Origin of the sequence: Dietzia sp. SL131 (genome assembly GCF_026672565.1) — a bacterium.
Classification (GTDB): domain Bacteria; phylum Actinomycetota; class Actinomycetes; order Mycobacteriales; family Mycobacteriaceae; genus Dietzia; species Dietzia kunjamensis.
The window spans coordinates 625,881-644,038 of sequence record NZ_JAPPRI010000003.1 but is presented as its reverse complement, the minus strand read 5'-3'; the positions used below and the strand labels follow the sequence as shown (position 1 = coordinate 644,038).

Below are 18,158 nucleotides of genomic sequence, written 5' to 3'. Positions count from 1 at the left end.
CTCCGAAACCTTGTGTCCATCATACCAGGACACGGCTCCGAAAGGTCGCACAGTGACCCGCAACCGATCCGATGATGACTACGGCCACGTGCCGAGCGAGGCCGCACCGTACCTCATGCTCGAAGATCGAACTGACCCGAATAATGCTGATTTCGCTGAATTTGCTGAAGGGGTCCCGACACCGCTGGCGCGTGAGGTCGACACTCCCGACTTTCCGTTCTACGCACTACCCAAGCCGGTAGGCGCGTTCGTTCACGCCCTCGCAGAGTCCACCCAAACCGCACCCGGATTAGCCGGTGGCGCAGCCCTCGCCGCACTATCCGCCGCCGCTGGAGGCTTCTACCAGGTCCAGGTTCGCCCCGGATACAGCGAGCCCGTGAACCTATTCATTGCCGTGATCGCAGGCTCAGGTGAACGGAAGTCCTCCGTGATGAAGGCGGCCACCGCGCCCGTTCGTGAGGTAGAGCGAGACCTCTACCAGGAACTAGCGCCAGGACTCCTTGAACAGGCCACACAGCGAGACATCGCCGAGCGTTATGCCGAGAAGGCCAAGCGGGAAGCGGGCAACGCATCCGACCCGGCGAAGCGTGACGAACTCATGTCGGCAGCCATCTCCGCAGCCGGCCAAGCCGAAGCCATGAAGATTATGGCCCCGCCCCGCATCATCGGCGACGACGTAACCGTCGAAGCGCTCGACTCGCTCATGGCAGAGCAGGGCGGGCGGTTCGCCATCCTGTCGTCCGAGGGTGGACTGTTCACCGAACTATCGGGCAGATACTCACCCAACACTGACATCACGAACGTGTTGATGGCGCACGCTGGCGACCCGATCCGCGTCGACCGCAAAGGCCGCCCATCGGAGTTCGTTGAAGACCCGGCGTTGACGGTGGGGATCATGATTCAGCCGCCCATCCTCGCCGAGGCGATGAACAACCGCGCCTTTATGGGGTCCGGTCTTATGGCTCGCTTCATGTACTCGTGGCCCCCGTCAATGGTGGGCCGCCGCAGCGTCGACCCCGAGCCGGTATCTGCGCACATCACTCAGGGCTACCGGGATGCCCTCTATTCGCTCGCCTGCGACGCCCGTAAGGCTGGGGTCACTACAACCCTCTACTTGTCCCCAGAAGCCGATGAGGCGCGGCTCGTATACGCCGAACAGATCGAACACGAGCTAGGCCCAGGTGGATCGCTGGCACACATGCAAGCGTGGGCCTCCAAGGTTGTAGGCGCAGCCGTGCGAATGGCCGGACTCTTTCATGCAGCCACCGAGCGGGACTCGACCACCATCTCCGGTGACACGATGGACGCCGGGATCGTCCTCGCCAAGTACTTCACCGCCCACGCCACCAGAGTCTTCGACGGACTCTCCGATGGGGCGGCATCCCACGCACTCGCACGCCGCGTCGTCAGCCTCATCCGCCGCAAGGAACTCGACTGGTTCTCCGTCCGAGACCTGATCGGCGCGGCACCGACTTGGCTACCGACCAGGGAAGTCGCTCAGCCTGCCGTGGACCTCCTGGTCGACCTCGGTTACCTCTTCGAGATTGAGCCGGAACGGAAGCCCGGACCGGGCAGGCCACCGGCAAAGAAGTACCGCGTTCACCACAGCGTGTTCGACGCCAACCCCCCTCAGCAAATTAAGCGAAATCAGCAGAATCCGAATATTGCTGATTCTGCTGAATTAGCTGAACCGCCTACGGCCCCGTACGACGACGAGCCTCGATGCCCAACCCACCGAACCATCATCGGCGCCACCGGAAAGTGTGTTGAGTGCGTCCACGACCGCGCCGCCGCCACCCTCAAGGAGACCGCAGCATGACCGCCAGCACCCCGAGGCGTCGCCGTCCAGCCACCGGACTACAACCCGAGCTGCAACTGCGCTTCATCGAAGCCTGCAACCGTGCCCACCCCGGTCGCCGCTACGCATACCCGGCGAGCGACTGGGCCGACTACTACGCACACCGCGAACCGATCCTCGAAGAAGCCCTCGGCGGAATCTGCTGGGACTACCGCGACCGCGCCATCGTCGCCGCCACCACACAGATCCTCCACAGCTTCGCGGGCCTCGACATCGAACACCCGAAGAGGCACCGCGCAGCACTCGCCGCAAGCCTCCGCACCATCGCAGACATGATCGAAGAGGACCCCCGATGAGCACCTCCTACGCTGGCACCCCCGGACATACAGGTGCCCCCGCCATCCGCACCGAGTGGGAATGGGATAACCCCATCTTCCGCACCCTCGACCCGGACCACTACGCCAACCCTGACAACGACGGTGAGGGCATCCGACGCCGATGGGCGGACCACGGCGACAAGTGGAGCGTCAGCGGAAACACCACGTACAGCGCGCACCCGTACGGGCTCGACGGTGAAGCGCTGGATGACCTCGCAACCCTGCGTAAGGCCGGCTGGCACATCCTCGTCACAGGCTCCGACTACAACCCCGGCAGCAGCGTCCGTGTGGACATCACCGCCCCGTCCTGGCTCCGAGGCGATGCCGCATGACGTCCTCGACGCGCCCCGAACCCGGCACCCGCGCCGCCGGCGTCCACGACCTCGTGTTCCAACTCCGCGCCGCCGTGGCAGGCGACCACCCCGGCCGTGCCCTGCGCATCGTTCGCGGACTGTCAGACGACCAAGCCCGAGCGGCGCTGATTGTGGCCGTCGTCAGTGAACGATGGACCGCCGAAGAGCGAGCCGCCATGAAAGCCACCCCGCCCGACCGGCCCGACGACGAACCCGACCAACGCCACCACCTACGGCGACGCCGGCGACGTACCGCACCGATCGCCGAAACCTTCTCGATTGAATGGCAGGACAAGTCATGACCAAGCCGACACCCGAACCGGCCCCGTCGCACGACGACATCATCGACCGGATCACCGAGCAGATGATCAACCAGCCCCGTCTAATCGCGGACCTCTCCCGCGCCGTAGCCCAGGCCGCCACCATCGTCCTCGCACTCGCCGAACTCGACGCACTCCCGGACGCCGACACATGAACAGCGACGAGACCGGGCACCCGGTAAAACCTCCGCCCCTGGCAGAACGCATCGCGCCCGAAGTCGCACGACTGGCAGGGCAGGGAATCGGCAGAAACGAAATCTCGCGCCGACTCAAAGTCGCACCATCCCTCGTCACCAAAGCCGCCGGCATCGCGGGCGTCACGTTCGACAACTCGGTGACGGAAGCGGCCACCACCGCCAGGGCACGGCAGGCGGAACAAGCACGCGCTGGCCTCGCCGTCGAATGGGTGGAGATCGCCGAACTGGCAGTGCGGCGGGTCCGCGTCGAACTCCAGGCCGAGCTACTGGACCCCGTTGTCCTCCGAGCTGTTGCCACCACCGCAGGTATTGCCACCGACAAGAGCGTGCTGTTGTCCTCGTCGCTTCCCACCGAGGTGGAGAACCACGGCATGTCCGTTGCCAACGACTTCATGCAAGCAATCGACTCCCAGATCCTCGAAGCCGCTTTCACCGAAGACCCCAACCCCACCACGGAGGAATCATGACCAACCCGACCCCCGACACCACCACCGACGACGAGTACTCCGAGCGCCGCTTCTGGCGTGACCTCCTGGACAAGATCATGGCCGCGCTTGGTCGTGGTGAGGACGTGGACGCCGAAGAGCTGGCCGAGGTGCGGACCAAGGCCGACGCCGAGACCGAGGTCGAGACCGCCCGCCGTACCGCCCATGAGAGTCGCCGGACTCGCAAGGCCCAGGACGCCGCCGCCGCCCGCGCCGACGAGATCGCCGCCACGATCAACCCGGACGCGCTCGCTGACGGATACGCGCGGATGAGAGAGGCGTACGAGGAGTACTTGCGAACTGTCGAAGAGGTCGCCGCCGAATGTCGGCCCCACAACCAGGCCGTGTCCGAGCTGGCACGCGCCTGCCGGGATGCCGGGGCACCGACTGTCCAGCCGATCAACGCTCGCGCCGCCGAGGGTGACCACGTGGTCGTGGCGGATGGTGGTCGTGCGTGGCCGACGTGGAACGGGATCAAGTACTCACCGATGGCGGTGGAGGGTGAGCGCCTGCCTCACAACTCGGATCGGTCGAAGCGTCGGCAGGACCTCGACCGCCTGCGTGGACGGGCAACGTAGCCCGCCACCCCTAGACCCCCGTGGTCGCCGCAGGTCGGCCACGGATGCCCAGTAGTAGTTGAGCTGGGCAGCGCCCCGGCACCATCACGGTGTCGGGGCGTTGTGCTCTGTTGGCGAACTGTCGACCCACCACTTACCCGACACATTGACGGATAGGCCGACAGTTTCAGACGAATCTAGACCAATCACACCACCCGCGTAGTGCCAGGTAAACGGCCACGATGCGCAAAGTTGACCCATTGTTGCAAGTCGTGAACCTTAATCAGCGGGTTCGGGGTTCGAGTCCCTGATGGCGCACAAGAGAGAAAGCCCCGGGTCCACGACCCGGGGCTTTTTCGTGTGCCGGGCCGCCTGAGGCGCGCCGGATCGCCTCGTCAGAGCGGGGCTCGACTGGTGCCCGGTCGGACGGGGCGATGCGGGTGGCCGAACGGACGGGGCGACCCGGGAAGCCGAACAGAAACGACGAGAGCGTCCCGCACACGCCCCCGGTGACAGGGGTGGGCGGAACGCTCTCGGGAGTCGGGCGGGGATGACCCTGCCGGGCAGGATCCCCGGGCGGGGCTCCGGACGCCCGCGTGAGGCCGGTCGCCTCAGAGGGCCCGACGGGCCGCCAGGTAGGCCTCGATGCGCTGGCGCTCCTTGCGCTTGTTGACCATTGACACGGTGATCCCGCCGACGACCAGCGTCGCGATGCCCCCGAGCACCGCCAGGACGCGCGGGTCCTTGAGTGCCGCGGTGGCGCGCTCCTTGCCCTCGGACGCGAGGTTCTTCGGATTCACCCGGTCGATGATCTCGTCCAAGGTCGTCGCGAGATCGTCACGCGCCTTGGCGATGTCGCCTTCGATGCTGTCGTAACTCCTGGACACGAGACCTCCGTCGATCGCTCGTCCGCGGGCGCCCCGCGGGTTCTTGACCCCGCCCACGCTACTGCACCCGGCGTGGATCCGCGCCCGTGCGCCGAAGCATCGGATAGGTTGGGATGGTCCGCCGCCCCGACCCGACCCCCAGGAGCACCGGTGACCGCACCACGGCTCGAGGTGGGCCAGACGGCCCCCGCCTTCACCCTCCCCGACGCCGACGGCACACCCACGTCGCTCCGGGAGCTCCTCGACGAGCACGGGAAGGTCCTCGTGTACGCCTACCCGGCCGCGATGACACCGGGCTGCACCACTGAGACCGTGGACTTCGAGAACGCGCTGCAACAGTTGAACGACGCCGGCCTCGGCGTGGTCGGCGTCTCCCCCGACGCCCCCGAGAAGCTGGCCCGTTTCCGCGACAAGTACGGCATCACGTTCCCCCTCCTGTCGGATCCCGACAAGACGATGCTCACCGAGTGGGGAGCCTTCGGCGAGAAGAAGAACTACGGCAAGACGGTGATGGGCGTGATCCGCTCAACCTTTGTCGTCGACTCCGACGGCACCGTGTCGATGGCCCGGTACAACGTCCGTGCCAAGGGTCACGTCGCGATGGTCGCCAAGCTGCTCGAGATCGAGTTGCCCGAATCCGATCCCGCGGAGGGCTGACCCACCCATGACCACCGACCCGTCCGAACGCGCGCAGGAGCCGCCGCAGGATCCCACCGACGAGGCCGTCCAGGACGAACCGAACATCCTCGTCCCCCGCCGTCGGCCCATCCAGGAGCGCAGCCGCAAGAAGTTCCAGGCGCTACTGTCCTCGGCCCGGGAAGTGCTGGTCGAGGTGGGGTTCGACTCGTTCACGTGCGAGGAGGTCGCCTCACGTGCAGGCGTTCCGATCGGCACGCTCTACCAGTTCTTCGCCAACAAGTACGTGCTGGTGTGCGAGCTCGACCGCCAGGACGCCCACGGGGTGATCGAGGAGGTCGAGCGATTCGCCCAGAAGATCCCGGCGCTGGACTGGCCCGAACTGCTCAACGACTTCCTCGACCACCTGGCAGACCTGTGGCTGCGCGACCCCTCCCGTCGGGCGGTCTGGCTCGCGACGCAGGCCACTCCCGCCACCCGCGCGACGGCGGCGGTGAACGAGCGCGAGATCGCCCGGATGATCGCCAGCGTGCTGGCCCCGCTCATGCCCGCCACCGAGCGTGAGCGCCGCGCGTTCATGGCCGAGGTGCTGGTCCACGTGGCGTACTCGATGCTCAACTTCTCGGTCAGCGCGGGCCACGTGGCCCCGGGCCACGCCAGCGCGGACCCCGGGGACGACGGCGGGGTCTCCGGCGGCGCGAGCACCGGTTCGGCCGGTGGCGAGGACATCCACGACGCCACCGTCACCGAGCTCAAGCGGATGATGACCGCCTACCTGTGGCTGGCCGAGAAGGAAGCCCAGTCCGACTGACCCGAAACCCGCCCCCGGGTGTGGACGGCGACCAGTTCAGGCGGCTTCTGCCGCGAGCAGGACGGCCCGGATCCTCTGAACAAGTAGCCAAGGTCGCTCGAAGTCGGCCCATCGCCAGTGGATCACCCGGTACCCGAGGGCAGTCAGGATCGCATCGCGGTCCTTCTCCACGCCGAGCCTGCGGCGGGTTTCCATCTCGTCGGCGCCGTCGAAGTACTTCCCGAACCCGTCACATTCTCCTATGACCCCGAGCTCCCGCCACAGGAAGTCCACCCGGCCGATGAAGCGGCCGTTGTCGTCGAAGATCTCGACCTGTGTCTCGGGTTCCGGCAGCCCGTACTCACCGAAGTAGAGGCGACTCCGCGTCTCCGCGATGCTCTCGCTTCTCCGATCAGTCATCCCGATCACAGTACGAGCCCTCCTCACACCGGCCCGTCCCGAGGCGCGGTCCAGCGCCTCCTGCAAAGAGACCTCTGTGACGAGTTCCCGCTGCAGTCCGGCGTCAGCCACCGCGACGCCGGGAACCGGATCACAGCCCCGGGCGATGTCGATGATCGTCCGGTCAGCAGACGTGACGGACATGCCTTCAACATTGACGATTTCGTCCGGGGCGATCGGGCACAGGTCATGCCTCAGGAGTCTGGTGGTCCTGGACCGCTGCGCATGTCCGTGCCGGGAGACCGCGACTCTGCGAAGTGGGAGCCCCCAATCCGGAAGCGAGTGGATCATGGCGGCCGACCAGTGAGTGAATACGGGGCCGTGCAGTGCAGCGTCCGTGGCGAGAACCGACAGCAGATGACGTGCTCCCCTCTCGAGTTCGCGGGCGCTGCCCTCCACGTAGAAACCCGGCCGCAGTCGCACGAGCTCTCCTGTCGTCACCGCCCGGGCGAGCGATTGCGTGCTGTGCCCGGCGGCGATCAACCCTTCGGCGGTCAGGATTCGGGAACGTAGTTCATCGATGCTGGTCATGCGGCGATACTCTCGCGCAACATCGCCGGGTCCGCCGGATCGCGTAGGCGGAGCCGGCCCGCTGTGGACGCGCCGGGACCTGTGGACAACATCGCGCCTCCCACCGACCTCGGCTCGAGCCGGCGAGGTCGACGAGCGAAGCGAGATGTGCCCGGCTGCGGCCCCGAGCCACGGTGAGAACCTCTCGCACCCGGCAGGTCGGACGTGCAGAGGAATCCGGTCCGTCCCGACCACCGGACCGAGGCACTCCTCAGAGTTCGATCCGCCCTCGGGGCCCCGCGTGCGTAGGAAATGCCGAGGGGCGGATCGGGTCGCGGGCCCCGCTGAGCGGCGCTTCCCGCGGGCGAATGAAATTCCGAGGGGCGGATCGGGCCTCAGGGCCGCACGACGGCGAGCCGCAGGACGGACGGTGGCTGGGCGCAGGCGGTGGCCGGGCGCAGGCGGTGGCCCGGCTCGCACTGCGGCTGGAGGCCGCTACTGCACGCCCGGGCCCTCGAGCACCACGAACGCGATCGCCGATCCACCGTCGTGGCTGAGTGAGACGTTCCAACGAGCGCCCTCGCCGATGGTCGCGGCCACCTGACGGTCCACCTCGCCCCCGAGCCGCACCGAGGGCCGACCCCAGTTGTCGCACACGGTCTCGATCTCGGACCACCGCAGCAGGTCCGGCGCAATGGGCGGGGGCGCGCCATACAGCGCCGCCGACCACGCCTTGACCACGGCCTCCTTCGCCGCCCAGCGGGCAGCGAGGTGACGCGCCAGCGGGTCCTCCCCCGATCTCGCCCCGCGGGATTCGGCGCGCTCGCGACACTGCCTGCGTTCGGTGGCCGAGAACGCCCTGGTGAGCCGCGTGCCGGGTTCGGCCAGAGAAGCGGCGAAGGCGCCGAGGTCGACGATGTCGACCCCGACGCCTCTCACCCCGGTCGTCACTGCCCGGCCGTCACTGCCCGGCCGTCACCGGCCGGCGGTCTCCGCGGCCCCGGTGCCCGCGGCCCCGGTGTCCGCGGACCCGGCAGCGGCGAGGATGCCGTCGGCGTCGAGCCGCGCGGCCGGGTCGAGCAGGACCGCGGCCTCGCGCTCCTTGACCTCGTCGGCCGACCCCTCGCCCAGGCGACGCGCCTCGGGACGGGCGTAGAGCGCCTCTCCGCCGTAGATGGCATCGGTCAGGCGACGGGCGCCCTCACGCTCGCGCCGCAGGCCGGCCTCGCGGATGCGCTCGGACTCGTCCTGCCCGTACTCCGCGGCGACCGCCCGGTGGAAGGCCTCCGGGTGGGCGACGGCGATGAGGCCCGAGACGTGGCCGAAGCCCAGCGAGGTCAGCAGACCGGCCTTGAGCGGCAGGTCACCGCCAAGCTGCAGGGTCTCCCGCAGCCACACCAGGTGGCGGTGGCGGTCCAGGACGTCGTCGACGCAGTCCAGGGCGCGGTTCGGCGGCAGCGTGCCCGACCGCAGCATCTGGGTCAGCCCGATGAGCTGGAATGCCGCGGCGCCACCCTTGGCGTGCCCGGTGAGCGACTTCTGCGACACCACGAACAGCGGGTTGCCCTCCGACCGACCGATCGCGGCGGCGAGCCGCTCGTGCAGGTCGGACTCGTTGGGGTCGTTGGCCTTGGTCGAGGTGTCGTGCTTGCTCACCACGGCCACGTCGTCTGCGGTCAGGCCGAGCTGTGCGAGCCCGCGGGCCAGCGGCGAGCGCTGCCCACCGCGACCGGCACCGAGCGCACCCAGGCCGGGGGCCGGGATGGAGGTGTGCGCACCGTCCGCGTACGACCCGGCCCAGGCCACGACGCCCGTGACCGGCAGGCCCATGCGGGCCGCGACGTCGCCGCGCGCCAGCAGGATCGTGCCGCCGCCCTGCGACTCGACGAACCCGCCGCGCCGCCGGTCGTTGGCCCGGCTGTAGTGCCGCTCGTCGATCCCCTTGGCCGCCATGGCCGCGGAGTCGGCGGTCGCGGACATGTCGGCGAAGCCCTGGATGCCCTCGGTGGACAGGTCGTCGAACCCGCCGGCCACCACGAACTCGGCCTTGCCGGCGCGGATCTTGTCGAACCCTTCCTCGACGCTCACCGCGGTGGTGGCGCAGGCCGCCACCGGGTGGACCATCGAACCGTAGCCGCCGACGTAGGACTGCATGACGTGCGCGGCCACCACGTTCGGCAGCGCCTCCTGCAGCGTGTCGTTGGCGCGGCTGCGGCCGAGGATGCCGTCGATGTACAGCGAGCGCATGCTGGTCATGCCGCCCATGCCGGTGCCCTGCGTGTTGGCGACGTCGGCCGGGTGGACGTGGGCCAGCAGCTCCGCCGGGGTGAAGCCCGAGGAGATGAAGGCGTCCACGGTGGCGACCAGGTTCCACGCCGCCACCCGGTCGATACCGGAGACCATGTCGGCGGGGATGCCCCACGCCGTGGGGTCGAAGCCGGTGGGGATCTGCCCACCGACCACCCGGGTCAGGGTGGCGCGGCGCGGCACCCGGATCTCGGTGCCGGCCTTGCGGGTGACCGTCCACTCGCCGTCCTCGCTGCGGGTGACGACGGTGTTCTCCGGGTCGTCGGACTGGTAGGCGCGGGCCTGGGCCTCGTCGTCCACCACGAAGGACAGATCCTCCGGCAGGAACACCGAGGTGAGCTGCGGCGAGGTGTTGTCGAACATCTCCGCCCGCGAATCGTCGGCGTAGGTGCGCACGCCCACCCGGGCGAGGACCTCGTCATGGAAACGCTCGGCGATGTCGGCCTCGTCGATCGGGTCACCGGAGGAGGTGACCGTCCAGCCGGCGCGCGGCGAGTCCTCCCAGGTGATGAGCCCGGTCGACCAGGCCAGCTCGACCACGCCGGCGGCGGTGAGGTCGCCGGTGGTCTCCACCTCGAAGCGGGTGCGGGCACTGCCGTAGGGGCCGACCTCGCCGGCGCCCACCATCACGACCATGTCCTCGAGCTGCTGGGTGACCTCGCCCCACTCGGGACGCTCGTCGGCGGTGATCGTCGGCAGCGAGGGCAGCGCGGCGATCGTGCCCGCGGCGTCCTCGGTCGAGGCCTCGGTGGGGGCGGCCGGACGGTCCGCCGCGAGGGCCGACATGTCCAGGTCGGCCGTGCCGAGTCCGCCGGTGAGGTCGACGGTGACGGGGGCGTCACCGGCCGCGGAACGGGAGTCCGGGGTGCACCAGCGCAGCAGCTCGGCGGCCATCTCGGCCGTCGACCAGGTGGACACGCCCGCGGCCTCGACGGCCTCGACGAGCGGGTCGTTGTGACCCATGAGTCCGGTGCCGCGGACCCAGCCGATGATGGCGTGGACGAACGTCACGCGCTCCGACCATGCCTTCTCCGAGCCCCACTTGGCGATCATGGCGTCGAGCGCGGCCTTGGCCTCGCCGTAGGCGCCGTCGCCGCCGAACATGCCCCGGTTGGGCGAGCCCGGCAGGACCACGTGCAGTCGGGAGTCGACGTCGGTGTCGGCGCCGATCGCACCGAGTCCGGCGACGAGCTTCTCCACGCCCCACAGCAGGACGCGCATCTCGGTCTCGGCGCGCGGGCCGGCGTCGGCCATCGAGCCCTGGACGCGGGGAGCCGCGAACGGGAACAGCAGCGTCGGGGTGAGGGCCGGCTTGAGCACGGTGGTCTGGCCACCGGCCGACTCGGCGTGCTCGGACCCGACCCACTCGACCAGCGCGTCGACGTCCGAGTAGGAGGTCAGGTTGGCCGGCAGGACCCACAGCGCCGCGCCGCCACGGGCGTTGCTGCGGTACAGGTCCTTGAAGAAGGCCAGCTTGGACTGGTCCAGGTTGGAGGTGGTGGCCACCACGGTGGCCCCGCCCGCCAGGAGGCGTCCGGTGACGGCGGCGGCGATGGAACCCTTGCCGGCGCCGGTGACGACGGCGACGTCGTTCGCGTACTCGCCGACGAACTCCTCGGAGGCGACCTCCGAGATCTCCCGGTAGGCGCTCGCCAGGGCGTCGCGGCGGGCATCGGTCGCCCGGGCCGCCCACCAGCGGGCCTGCTCGGCGACGATCTCGCCGGCACCGCGGAAGGCGTCCGCAGCGTCGGCGGGCACGTCGGACCGGGTCCACAGGCGGGCCAGATCCTCGCGGGCCGAGGCCCAGCGGTCGTCCATGAGGACGGCGCGGCCGGCGTCGAAGGCCGGGGCCACCACGCGGCGCCAGTCGGCGCCGAGTTCGGCGGCCACGAGGTCGGCCAGCTCGGAGTCCGGGTCGGCCTCGGCGAGCAGGTCGACGGTCTCGGGCTCGAGGTGTCCGAGGCGGGTGAGCACTCCGCGTGCGGCGCGGGCCAGGACACCGTCGGCGCCGGTGATCTCGTCGGCGAACTCGGTCAGCGCGGCGGAGTCGACGACTCCGCCGCCTCCGGCGCCGGACGACGGCATCGCGACGGCCACACCGTGCGCGGCACCGACGGCCGACACGGCGGCGTCGATGAGCGAGTCCAGGCCGGCCACGTCCTTGACGCCCGAGGCGTCGAGGGTGGCCAGGTCGCCGCCACGGATGGAGGCGCCGTCACGGGTGCCCAGCGCGATCTCGGCGATCACGTGCTGGGCCCAGCCGGAGCCGAGCTCCCAGGGGCCGGTCACGCGCTCGGTGATGTAGGCGGCCCGCTTGCCGGTGCGGCCGAGGACCGCGCGCAGCGCCTCGCCGACCGCGTCGGACAGGACGGGGCCGAACGGGGCGTACCCGCGCGCCAGTCGTGAGACCTGGTCGGCGAGGGTCGGGAAGTCCGCCTCGGCGGCGCCGTCGATGGCGCCCAGGCTCAGCTCGGTACCCAGGTCCAGCAGCAGCTGGTTGCGCCGCGAGGACACGCCGTCGCACAGCGTCTCGATGGAGTCGCCGGACGCGATCTGCTCGGGACGGACCTTGGTGCGCAGCGCCACCAGCATGCGGGTGGCGGCGGGCGCGCCGAACTCGAGGTCGTCCGGGCGGGGTGCACCGGGGGCGGCGGTCGCGGCCGGAGCCGCGTCTGATCGGTCCGCACCGGCCGTGCCGGGGGTGTTGACGGCCGGTGCGGGGTCTGTGGGGGCTGCCTGGTCGGCAGCCGCGGTGTTGGTCGAACCAGTGGTGGTGGAGCCGGTGGAGGCGGAGCCGTCGCCGGCGTCCAGCTCGTCGTCGTCGACCTCCACGCTGGGCGGCAGGGTGCCGTACAACGTCGCCGAGTCGCGCTCGATGTTGATCACCTGGGCCCGGGGGCCGCGGTGCGTGGGCAGGTCGAGGGTCTTGGAGGCGAGGTTCGCGACGGTCGGGGCGTTGGAGACACCGACCTCGATGAACTGCTCGATACCGAGTCCGCCACGCTCTACGGGCGTGAAGAACAGCTCCTGGGTCTCGATCCACCGGACCGGGCTGGCGAACTGCCAGGCCAGCAGCTCCACGAGCAGCAGGCGGCCCAGTCGCGTGGGGGTGGCGGCCCACTCGTCCCAGTTCGCGAGGACCTCGGCCAGCGAGTCGGCCGGCACGAGATCGGCGATCTCCTGCACGAAGCCGCGCTCGAGGCTGAACAGGCGCGGCACGAGGTTCGGCACGTAGCGGCCCACGAGCACCGAGATGTCGATGTCGTGCGGGATCAGCTCGTCGAGGGTGGCCCGGAAGTCCGGGACGCCGCCGCGCAGGACGGTGGAGTGGAACGGCACGTCGATGCCGGGCACCAGGATGAAGGCGTTCTTGCCGCCCGAGACCGCGAGCTCCCGCTCCACGGCCTTCTCCAGTGCATTGCACCCGGCGACGGTCCCGGCGAGCGCGTACTGCGAGCCCGCCAGGTTGTAGTTGACGATCTCGATGAACTCGCCGGACTCGCGGGACACGCCGGCCACCCAGTCGGCGACCTCGTCGTCCGAGATCCCCATCTGGGACGGACGGATCGCGGCCATGCGGTAGTCCGAGCGGCCCTGGGCGTCCCGCGGCACCAGCTGGTGCATGGTCGACCCGCGCTGGAAGACGATCTCCAGCAGCGGCTCCAACGCCAGCACACCGGAGATGGCGGCCAGGGCGTCGTACTCGCCGATCGAGTGACCCGCGAAGTACGCGTCCTCGATGAGCAGGCCGTCGGCCTCGAGCTCGGCGCGCTGCGCCACCGCCAGGCAGGCCATGGCGACCTGGGTGAACTGCGTCAGGTAGAGCACGCCGTCGGGATGCCGGTGGACCTCACCGCGGACGGTGACCTCGGTGGGGTTCTCGCGGACGAGCGCCAGGATCGAGAAGCCGAGCGCGGAGCGGGTGTGCTTGTCGGCGCGGTCCCAGATCTCGCGGGCGGCGGGGCAGCGGGTGCGGCCCTCCATGCCCATCCCCTTGGCCTGGATGCCCTGGCCGGGGAAGGCGTAGACGGTGCGCGGGGCCTCGGTCAGCGCGGTGGCGGCCATGACGGTGGCGCCGTCGACCGTGCACGTGACCTCGAGGACCTGGCCGCCGGCGTGGCGGCCGGTCTGCACGGCACGGACCTTGATGTGGTCGCCCGGACGGACCGGGGCGAGCATGCGGGCGGTCCAGCCGGCGATCCGCAGGGCGGGGGTCTTCCCGTCCGAGGCCTGCACCGCGTGCTGCGCGGCGGCCGAGAGCCACATGCCGTGGACGATCACGCCGCCCAGTCCGGCCAGTTCGGCCGCGGTGTCGGAGACGTGGATCGGGTTGTGGTCGCCCGAGACCAGAGCGAACGCGGTCATGTCGTGCGGCGCCGTGATCGTGGTGGACACGCGCGCCTGGCGGGAGGTCTCGGCGGGCTCCGCGGCCCCACCGGACGGGGTGACGAGGGCGCCGCCGGCGGGGCGGGGGTCGCCCACCTCGGCGCGGCCCGTGCGGCCGCGGATCGCGAACCGCTCGGACAGGGTGCACAGCGGGGTGCGGGTGCCGTCGGACTCCTCCGCGGCCACCTCGACCGACACCTCGACCACGCGGCCGAGGTCGGTGTCGCGGACGCCGCCGGACCGTGCGACGACGACGAGGTCGGTCTCCTGCTGCGGCAGCGCCGCGTGCATGCGGACACCGTGGTCCAGATGGACCAGATCGAGCAGTCCCTCGACGACGGTGCCGGTGCCACTCGGGCGGCGCGTCTCGCCGAGCACGGCGAACACGGCGGGCCAGGCGGCGCCCACGAGGGCGTCCGGGACGCCGGCGGACGGCACGAGCGAGGTGGGCAGGCTGCCCGCGGTCACGCCCGTGTGGTCGACGACGAGGGTGGGCTCGAAGGTGAAGCGCGCGGTGGCGGTGTTGCCGTCGACCTCGGGGAGGGCATCGATCACGGAGCCACCCGCACCGCCGCGGCCGACGCCGGCGGCGGTGGCGAGCAGGGTGCGCATGGCGGCCTCGGCGGCGGCGTCGGTGACGACCGGCGCGGCACCGGTGGCCACGGCGTCGCCGAGGGTGATGGTGATGGTCATCTCGGTCGGGCCGACGGGCAGCGTCAGGTCGACGGTCCGGCCGTCGGCGGCCGGGGTGAGCACGGCGCCGGAGACGGGGTGGCGGCCGACGCCCTCGGCGTCGATCTCCCAGGCGTGGAGCACGCCGAGGCGGTGGACGGGGCTGATGACGAGACGGCCGGCCCAGGTGACGTCGGGGCTGTTGAGCACGTCGGCGACGGGCCCGCTGGCGGTGGTGACGATCCCGCGGCGGCGGCTGCTCACGGCCTCGGTGGAGGGGAGGTAGCCGGACACCCGGTCGGCGGTCGCGGCCTCGAAGCGGTCGAGGAGGTCGCCCACCGGCTCGTCGGCGCGGGTGATGCCGGCGACGGCGGTCGTGCCGGGGATGATGCACACGGCGTCGGCGTCGTAGCGCGGATCGTGGGCCTGCCACAGCGAGTCCGAGCGCCACCAGCGGCGCACGTCACCGTCGATGACGGGCACGAACGGCACGGGCTTGCCGGGCATACGGCAGATGTCGAAGAACTCGGCGGCGTCGGCCGGGTGCAGCACGGCGTCGGCGAGCCCGGGGTACCGGGCGGCGAGGGCGGCGATCACCTCGGCCGGGCGCTCCATGGACTCCTCGCGAGGGAACGCCGAGACGATGCGACCGGTGTCGGCGGCGTCGAGGCGGGCCTCGGTGCGCTGCACCATGCGGTGGAAGCGCTCGCGAATGGTCGGGTCGAGCCACACCGAGCGGGTGTCGTCGGCCACGTCGCCGCCGAAGTCGGCGCCCAGGTCGAAGTCGTCCGTGGTGTGGGTGCTCGACCCGTCGACGGAGGCGCCGGGGGCGAGGGAGAGCTCGACGAAGCGGCGCAGCCACTGCTCGTAGGTCATGGAGTCGAGGTCGCCGAAGTAGGGCTTGGCGGTGCCGTTGATCGCGGCGATGATCTCGTCGCGGCGGGCGGCGACGGCGTCGGCGTCACCGGCGACCTCGTCGAGGAGGCGCCCGGTGCGCGCGGCGGTGTTGTCGATCTCGTGGATGTCCGCACCGAGCTGGCTGCGGCCGGAGGCCATGCCGCCGTAGGCCTGGCCGGCACCGACCCAGGCGTCGACGCCGACGGTGTCGACGAGCATCTGCTTGACCTGGGGGCTGGTGGTGGCCTCGAGGGTGGCCATGGCGGCGGTGCCGACGAGGATGCCGTCGACGGGCATGGCCGGGTAGCCGTGGGCGTTGGCCCAGGACCCCGTCAGGTAGTCGGCCGCCCGCTCGGGGGTGCCGATGCCGCCGCCGACGCAGAGGACGACGTTGGGCCGCTCGCGCAGCATGGCGTAGGTGGCCAGCAGGAGGGCGTCGAGGTCCTCCCACGAGTGGTGTCCGCCGGCGCGGCCGCCCTCGACCTGCACGATCACCGGCATGTGGGGGACCTCGGCGGCGATGCGCACGACCTGGCGGATCTGGGCGACGGTGCCCGGCTTGAAGCTCACGTGCCGCAGTCCGGCCTCGGTGAGCTCCTCGATGAGGGCGACCGACTCGTCGAGCTCGGGGATGCCGGCGGTGACGATCACGCCGTCGAACGGCACGCCCGCGGCGCGGGCACGCTGGACGAGGCGCTTTCCGCCGACCTGCAGCTTCCACAGGTAGGGGTCGAGGAACAGGGAGTTGAACTGGGCGCTGCGTCCGGGCTCGAGGAGCTCGGTGAGGCGCTGGGTGTTCTCGGCGAAGATCGCCTCGGTGACCTGGCCGCCGCCGGCGAGCTCGGCCCAGTGGCCGGCGTTGGCCGCGGCCGCGACAATCGCGGGATCCACGGTGGTGGGCGTCATTCCGGCGAGAAGGATCGGCGAGCAACCGGTGAGGCGGGTGAAGGAGGTCTCCACGTGGACGCTGCCGTCGGGCAGGGTGACCAGCTGCGGCTGGAACGCGGTCCACGGCCGCTCGATCGGCGGGGTCGCACCCGGGGTGAAGAGGTTGCGCAGGCCGCCGCGGGTGGCGGCGGCGACCACGCCGACGCCCTGGCCGCGGATCACGGAGCGGTTGAGTCGGGTCAGCGCCTCGCCCGGACCCATGTCGAGGATCCACTGGGCCCCGGCGTGCAGGGTCTCGGCCATCTCCTCCACCCAGTCGACCGGCTCGGCGAAGACCTGGCGGGCGAGGTGGGCGGCGCGGTCGGCGTCCAGGCCACAGCGCTCCGCCCAGCGGGAGACGACGTCGACTGCCGGGGCCATCGCCGGGTGGTGGAACCCGACCTCGACGTCGAGCGGATCGAAGACGGGGGCGAAGATCTCGCCGCCGGTGAGCTTGGCCTCGCGACGACGACGCGACTCGGCCTCGAGGTCGGCGCAGTGGCGACGCAGCTCCTCGAGATCATCCGGTCGACCGACCACGACGTGGCGGCGCTGCGCGTTGCGGATGGAGACGGTGGGGCGGATCGTGGCGTCGACGCCGGCGAACAGCTCGTCGACCAGCGTGCGCAGGTCCTCGCCGTCGATCCCCGACACGCCCATCATGGGGCTCGCCTCTCCGCGGCGGAACAGACCGACGCGCCGTCCGACCAGGGTGGCGGCGGCGCCGATGAGCTCGGCGACGGCCAGCAGCCGGTCGTCGATGGACCCGAAGGTCTCCACCGACTCGACGGCGAGGATGCCCTGGGAGTGGCCGACCACGGCCGCCGGGGTCGTGTCATTGACGTCGAAGCCCTCGGCGGCGAGAGCGCGCAGGGCACCCATCTGCGTGAGCAGCACCGCGGGCAGCGAGACCGCGGCAGCGGAGAGGGAGGCGTCGTCGGGCAGGTCCGCGCCGTCCTCGTCCTCACCGGTGGTGGTGTTGGCCCACTCGATGGGCCGGAAACCGTGCGTGCGGACGACGGCGATCTCGTCGTGGACGGGCTCGGTCAACGCGACGGAGGCGTCGACCAGGTCCTGGAGCTCCGGGCCGATGCCCGTGCCGTCGATGAGGTCGCTCAGCGCGTCGCGCCAGGCGATGCCCTGTCCGCCGAAGGCGAGCGCATAGGCCGTGCCCTCACGGAGCTCGTCCGCGAGCGCGGGGGCGCCGCGGCGGGCGGCGAAGCCGGTCTCGAGCGGGCGGGGGGTGAGGTCGCGGTCATCGATCGTCACGTGGGGAACTCCTTGGGCACTGCGTCAGGGACATCGCGTCGACCGGCCAGCGGTTTCGGCGCAGGACACAGATTGCCACACGAACTTGAGGGGTTCCTCAGCTTGAGGGGGTACGCGCGACCGGAACAGGGGGCTCTTTCGCCGCGCGCCGAGTGATCCGCACCACATCAAGACATGACGCGAACCTCATATCGACAGGTGAGGGGCCCCTCAGGTTTCCCAACGCCCCCGTTATCCGATCGTTATCTCGTTCTCAGGGGTTCTCCGACCCCCCACGGCGTGTCGCGGACACCCCCGCAGCGTGCCGCGGCCGGGCCCGCAGTGTGTCGCG

The 18,158-nt window shown here is 70.7% G+C and carries 13 protein-coding genes; 9 read left to right on the top strand and 4 right to left on the bottom strand.

The features are described 5' to 3' along the window. The first annotated feature begins 52 nt into the window (after positions 1–52). Genes OVA21_RS03700 through OVA21_RS03670 form a run of 7 tightly spaced genes read left to right on the top strand, consistent with a single transcriptional unit; the run spans position 53 to position 4,108 of the window. Positions 53–1,819 carry a YfjI family protein gene (locus OVA21_RS03700; protein WP_268091787.1) on the top strand — a complete coding sequence of 589 codons (1,767 nt, stop codon included), beginning with the start codon at positions 53–55 and terminating at the stop codon, positions 1,817–1,819. Beyond that, the gene (locus OVA21_RS03695) at positions 1,816–2,154 is read left to right on the top strand and encodes a hypothetical protein (protein ID WP_268091786.1); all 339 of its coding nucleotides are present in this window, start codon (positions 1,816–1,818) and stop codon (positions 2,152–2,154) included. Before OVA21_RS03700 ends, OVA21_RS03695 begins: the two co-directional genes overlap by 4 nt. Continuing rightward, positions 2,151–2,507 (top strand): hypothetical protein, encoded by a 357-nt coding sequence (locus tag OVA21_RS03690; RefSeq protein WP_268091785.1) that lies wholly within the window; start codon positions 2,151–2,153, stop codon positions 2,505–2,507. Before OVA21_RS03695 ends, OVA21_RS03690 begins: the two co-directional genes overlap by 4 nt. Continuing rightward, positions 2,504–2,830 (top strand): hypothetical protein, encoded by a 327-nt coding sequence (locus OVA21_RS03685; protein ID WP_268091784.1) that lies wholly within the window; start codon positions 2,504–2,506, stop codon positions 2,828–2,830. Before OVA21_RS03690 ends, OVA21_RS03685 begins: the two co-directional genes overlap by 4 nt. Then, positions 2,827–3,003 carry a hypothetical protein gene (locus tag OVA21_RS03680; protein ID WP_268091783.1) on the top strand — a complete coding sequence of 59 codons (177 nt, stop codon included), beginning with the start codon at positions 2,827–2,829 and terminating at the stop codon, positions 3,001–3,003. The genes OVA21_RS03685 and OVA21_RS03680 overlap by 4 nt, the downstream gene beginning before the upstream one ends. Then, a complete protein-coding gene (locus OVA21_RS03675; RefSeq protein WP_268091782.1) occupies positions 3,000–3,512 on the top strand; it encodes a hypothetical protein in 513 nt (170 codons plus the stop codon). The genes OVA21_RS03680 and OVA21_RS03675 overlap by 4 nt, the downstream gene beginning before the upstream one ends. Next, positions 3,509–4,108, top strand: coding sequence for a hypothetical protein (locus tag OVA21_RS03670; protein ID WP_268091780.1), 600 nt, complete (start codon positions 3,509–3,511; stop codon positions 4,106–4,108). Before OVA21_RS03675 ends, OVA21_RS03670 begins: the two co-directional genes overlap by 4 nt. Before the next feature lie 590 nt (positions 4,109–4,698). Here OVA21_RS03670 and OVA21_RS03665 read toward each other — a convergent pair. Beyond that, positions 4,699–4,974: a DUF3618 domain-containing protein gene (locus OVA21_RS03665; RefSeq protein ID WP_067719851.1), complete on the bottom strand. Its 276-nt coding sequence runs from the start codon at positions 4,972–4,974 to the stop codon at positions 4,699–4,701. Between the two features lie 150 nt (positions 4,975–5,124). Here OVA21_RS03665 and OVA21_RS03660 point away from each other — a divergent pair, with 150 nt between their 5' ends. Beyond that, positions 5,125–5,631, top strand: coding sequence for a peroxiredoxin (locus OVA21_RS03660; protein WP_083249479.1), 507 nt, complete (start codon positions 5,125–5,127; stop codon positions 5,629–5,631). 7 nt (positions 5,632–5,638) lie between these two features. After that, positions 5,639–6,421: a TetR/AcrR family transcriptional regulator gene (locus tag OVA21_RS03655; RefSeq protein WP_119192381.1), complete on the top strand. Its 783-nt coding sequence runs from the start codon at positions 5,639–5,641 to the stop codon at positions 6,419–6,421. Positions 6,422–6,457: 36 nt separating this feature from the next. Here OVA21_RS03655 and OVA21_RS03650 read toward each other — a convergent pair whose 3' ends face one another. From OVA21_RS03650 to OVA21_RS03640, 3 genes are all read right to left on the bottom strand, one after another. Next, positions 6,458–7,390, bottom strand: a complete 933-nt coding sequence (locus OVA21_RS03650) for a type IV toxin-antitoxin system AbiEi family antitoxin domain-containing protein (protein ID WP_119192380.1) — start codon at positions 7,388–7,390, stop codon at positions 6,458–6,460. 474 nt (positions 7,391–7,864) lie between these two features. Beyond that, positions 7,865–8,320: a holo-ACP synthase AcpS gene (acpS, locus tag OVA21_RS03645; protein ID WP_163376808.1), complete on the bottom strand. Its 456-nt coding sequence runs from the start codon at positions 8,318–8,320 to the stop codon at positions 7,865–7,867. A 24-nt stretch (positions 8,321–8,344) separates the two neighbouring features. Continuing rightward, complete coding sequence (locus tag OVA21_RS03640; RefSeq protein WP_268091778.1) at positions 8,345–17,827, bottom strand: type I polyketide synthase; 9,483 nt, start codon at positions 17,825–17,827, stop codon at positions 8,345–8,347. Positions 17,828–18,158 lie beyond the last annotated feature (331 nt).

Excerpts from the sequence above, each read along its gene's own strand:
- OVA21_RS03685 (WP_268091784.1), top strand. The coding sequence starts at position 2,504 with ATGACGTCCTCGACGCGCCCCGAACCCGGCACCCGCGCCGCCGGCGTC.
- OVA21_RS03675 (WP_268091782.1), top strand. The coding sequence starts at position 3,000 with ATGAACAGCGACGAGACCGGGCACCCGGTAAAACCTCCGCCCCTGGCA.
- OVA21_RS03670 (WP_268091780.1), top strand. The coding sequence starts at position 3,509 with ATGACCAACCCGACCCCCGACACCACCACCGACGACGAGTACTCCGAG.
- OVA21_RS03680 (WP_268091783.1), top strand. The coding sequence starts at position 2,827 with ATGACCAAGCCGACACCCGAACCGGCCCCGTCGCACGACGACATCATC.
- OVA21_RS03690 (WP_268091785.1), top strand. The coding sequence starts at position 2,151 with ATGAGCACCTCCTACGCTGGCACCCCCGGACATACAGGTGCCCCCGCC.
- OVA21_RS03655 (WP_119192381.1), top strand. The coding sequence starts at position 5,639 with ATGACCACCGACCCGTCCGAACGCGCGCAGGAGCCGCCGCAGGATCCC.
- OVA21_RS03650 (WP_119192380.1), bottom strand. The coding sequence starts at position 7,390 with ATGACCAGCATCGATGAACTACGTTCCCGAATCCTGACCGCCGAAGGG.
- OVA21_RS03695 (WP_268091786.1), top strand. The coding sequence starts at position 1,816 with ATGACCGCCAGCACCCCGAGGCGTCGCCGTCCAGCCACCGGACTACAA.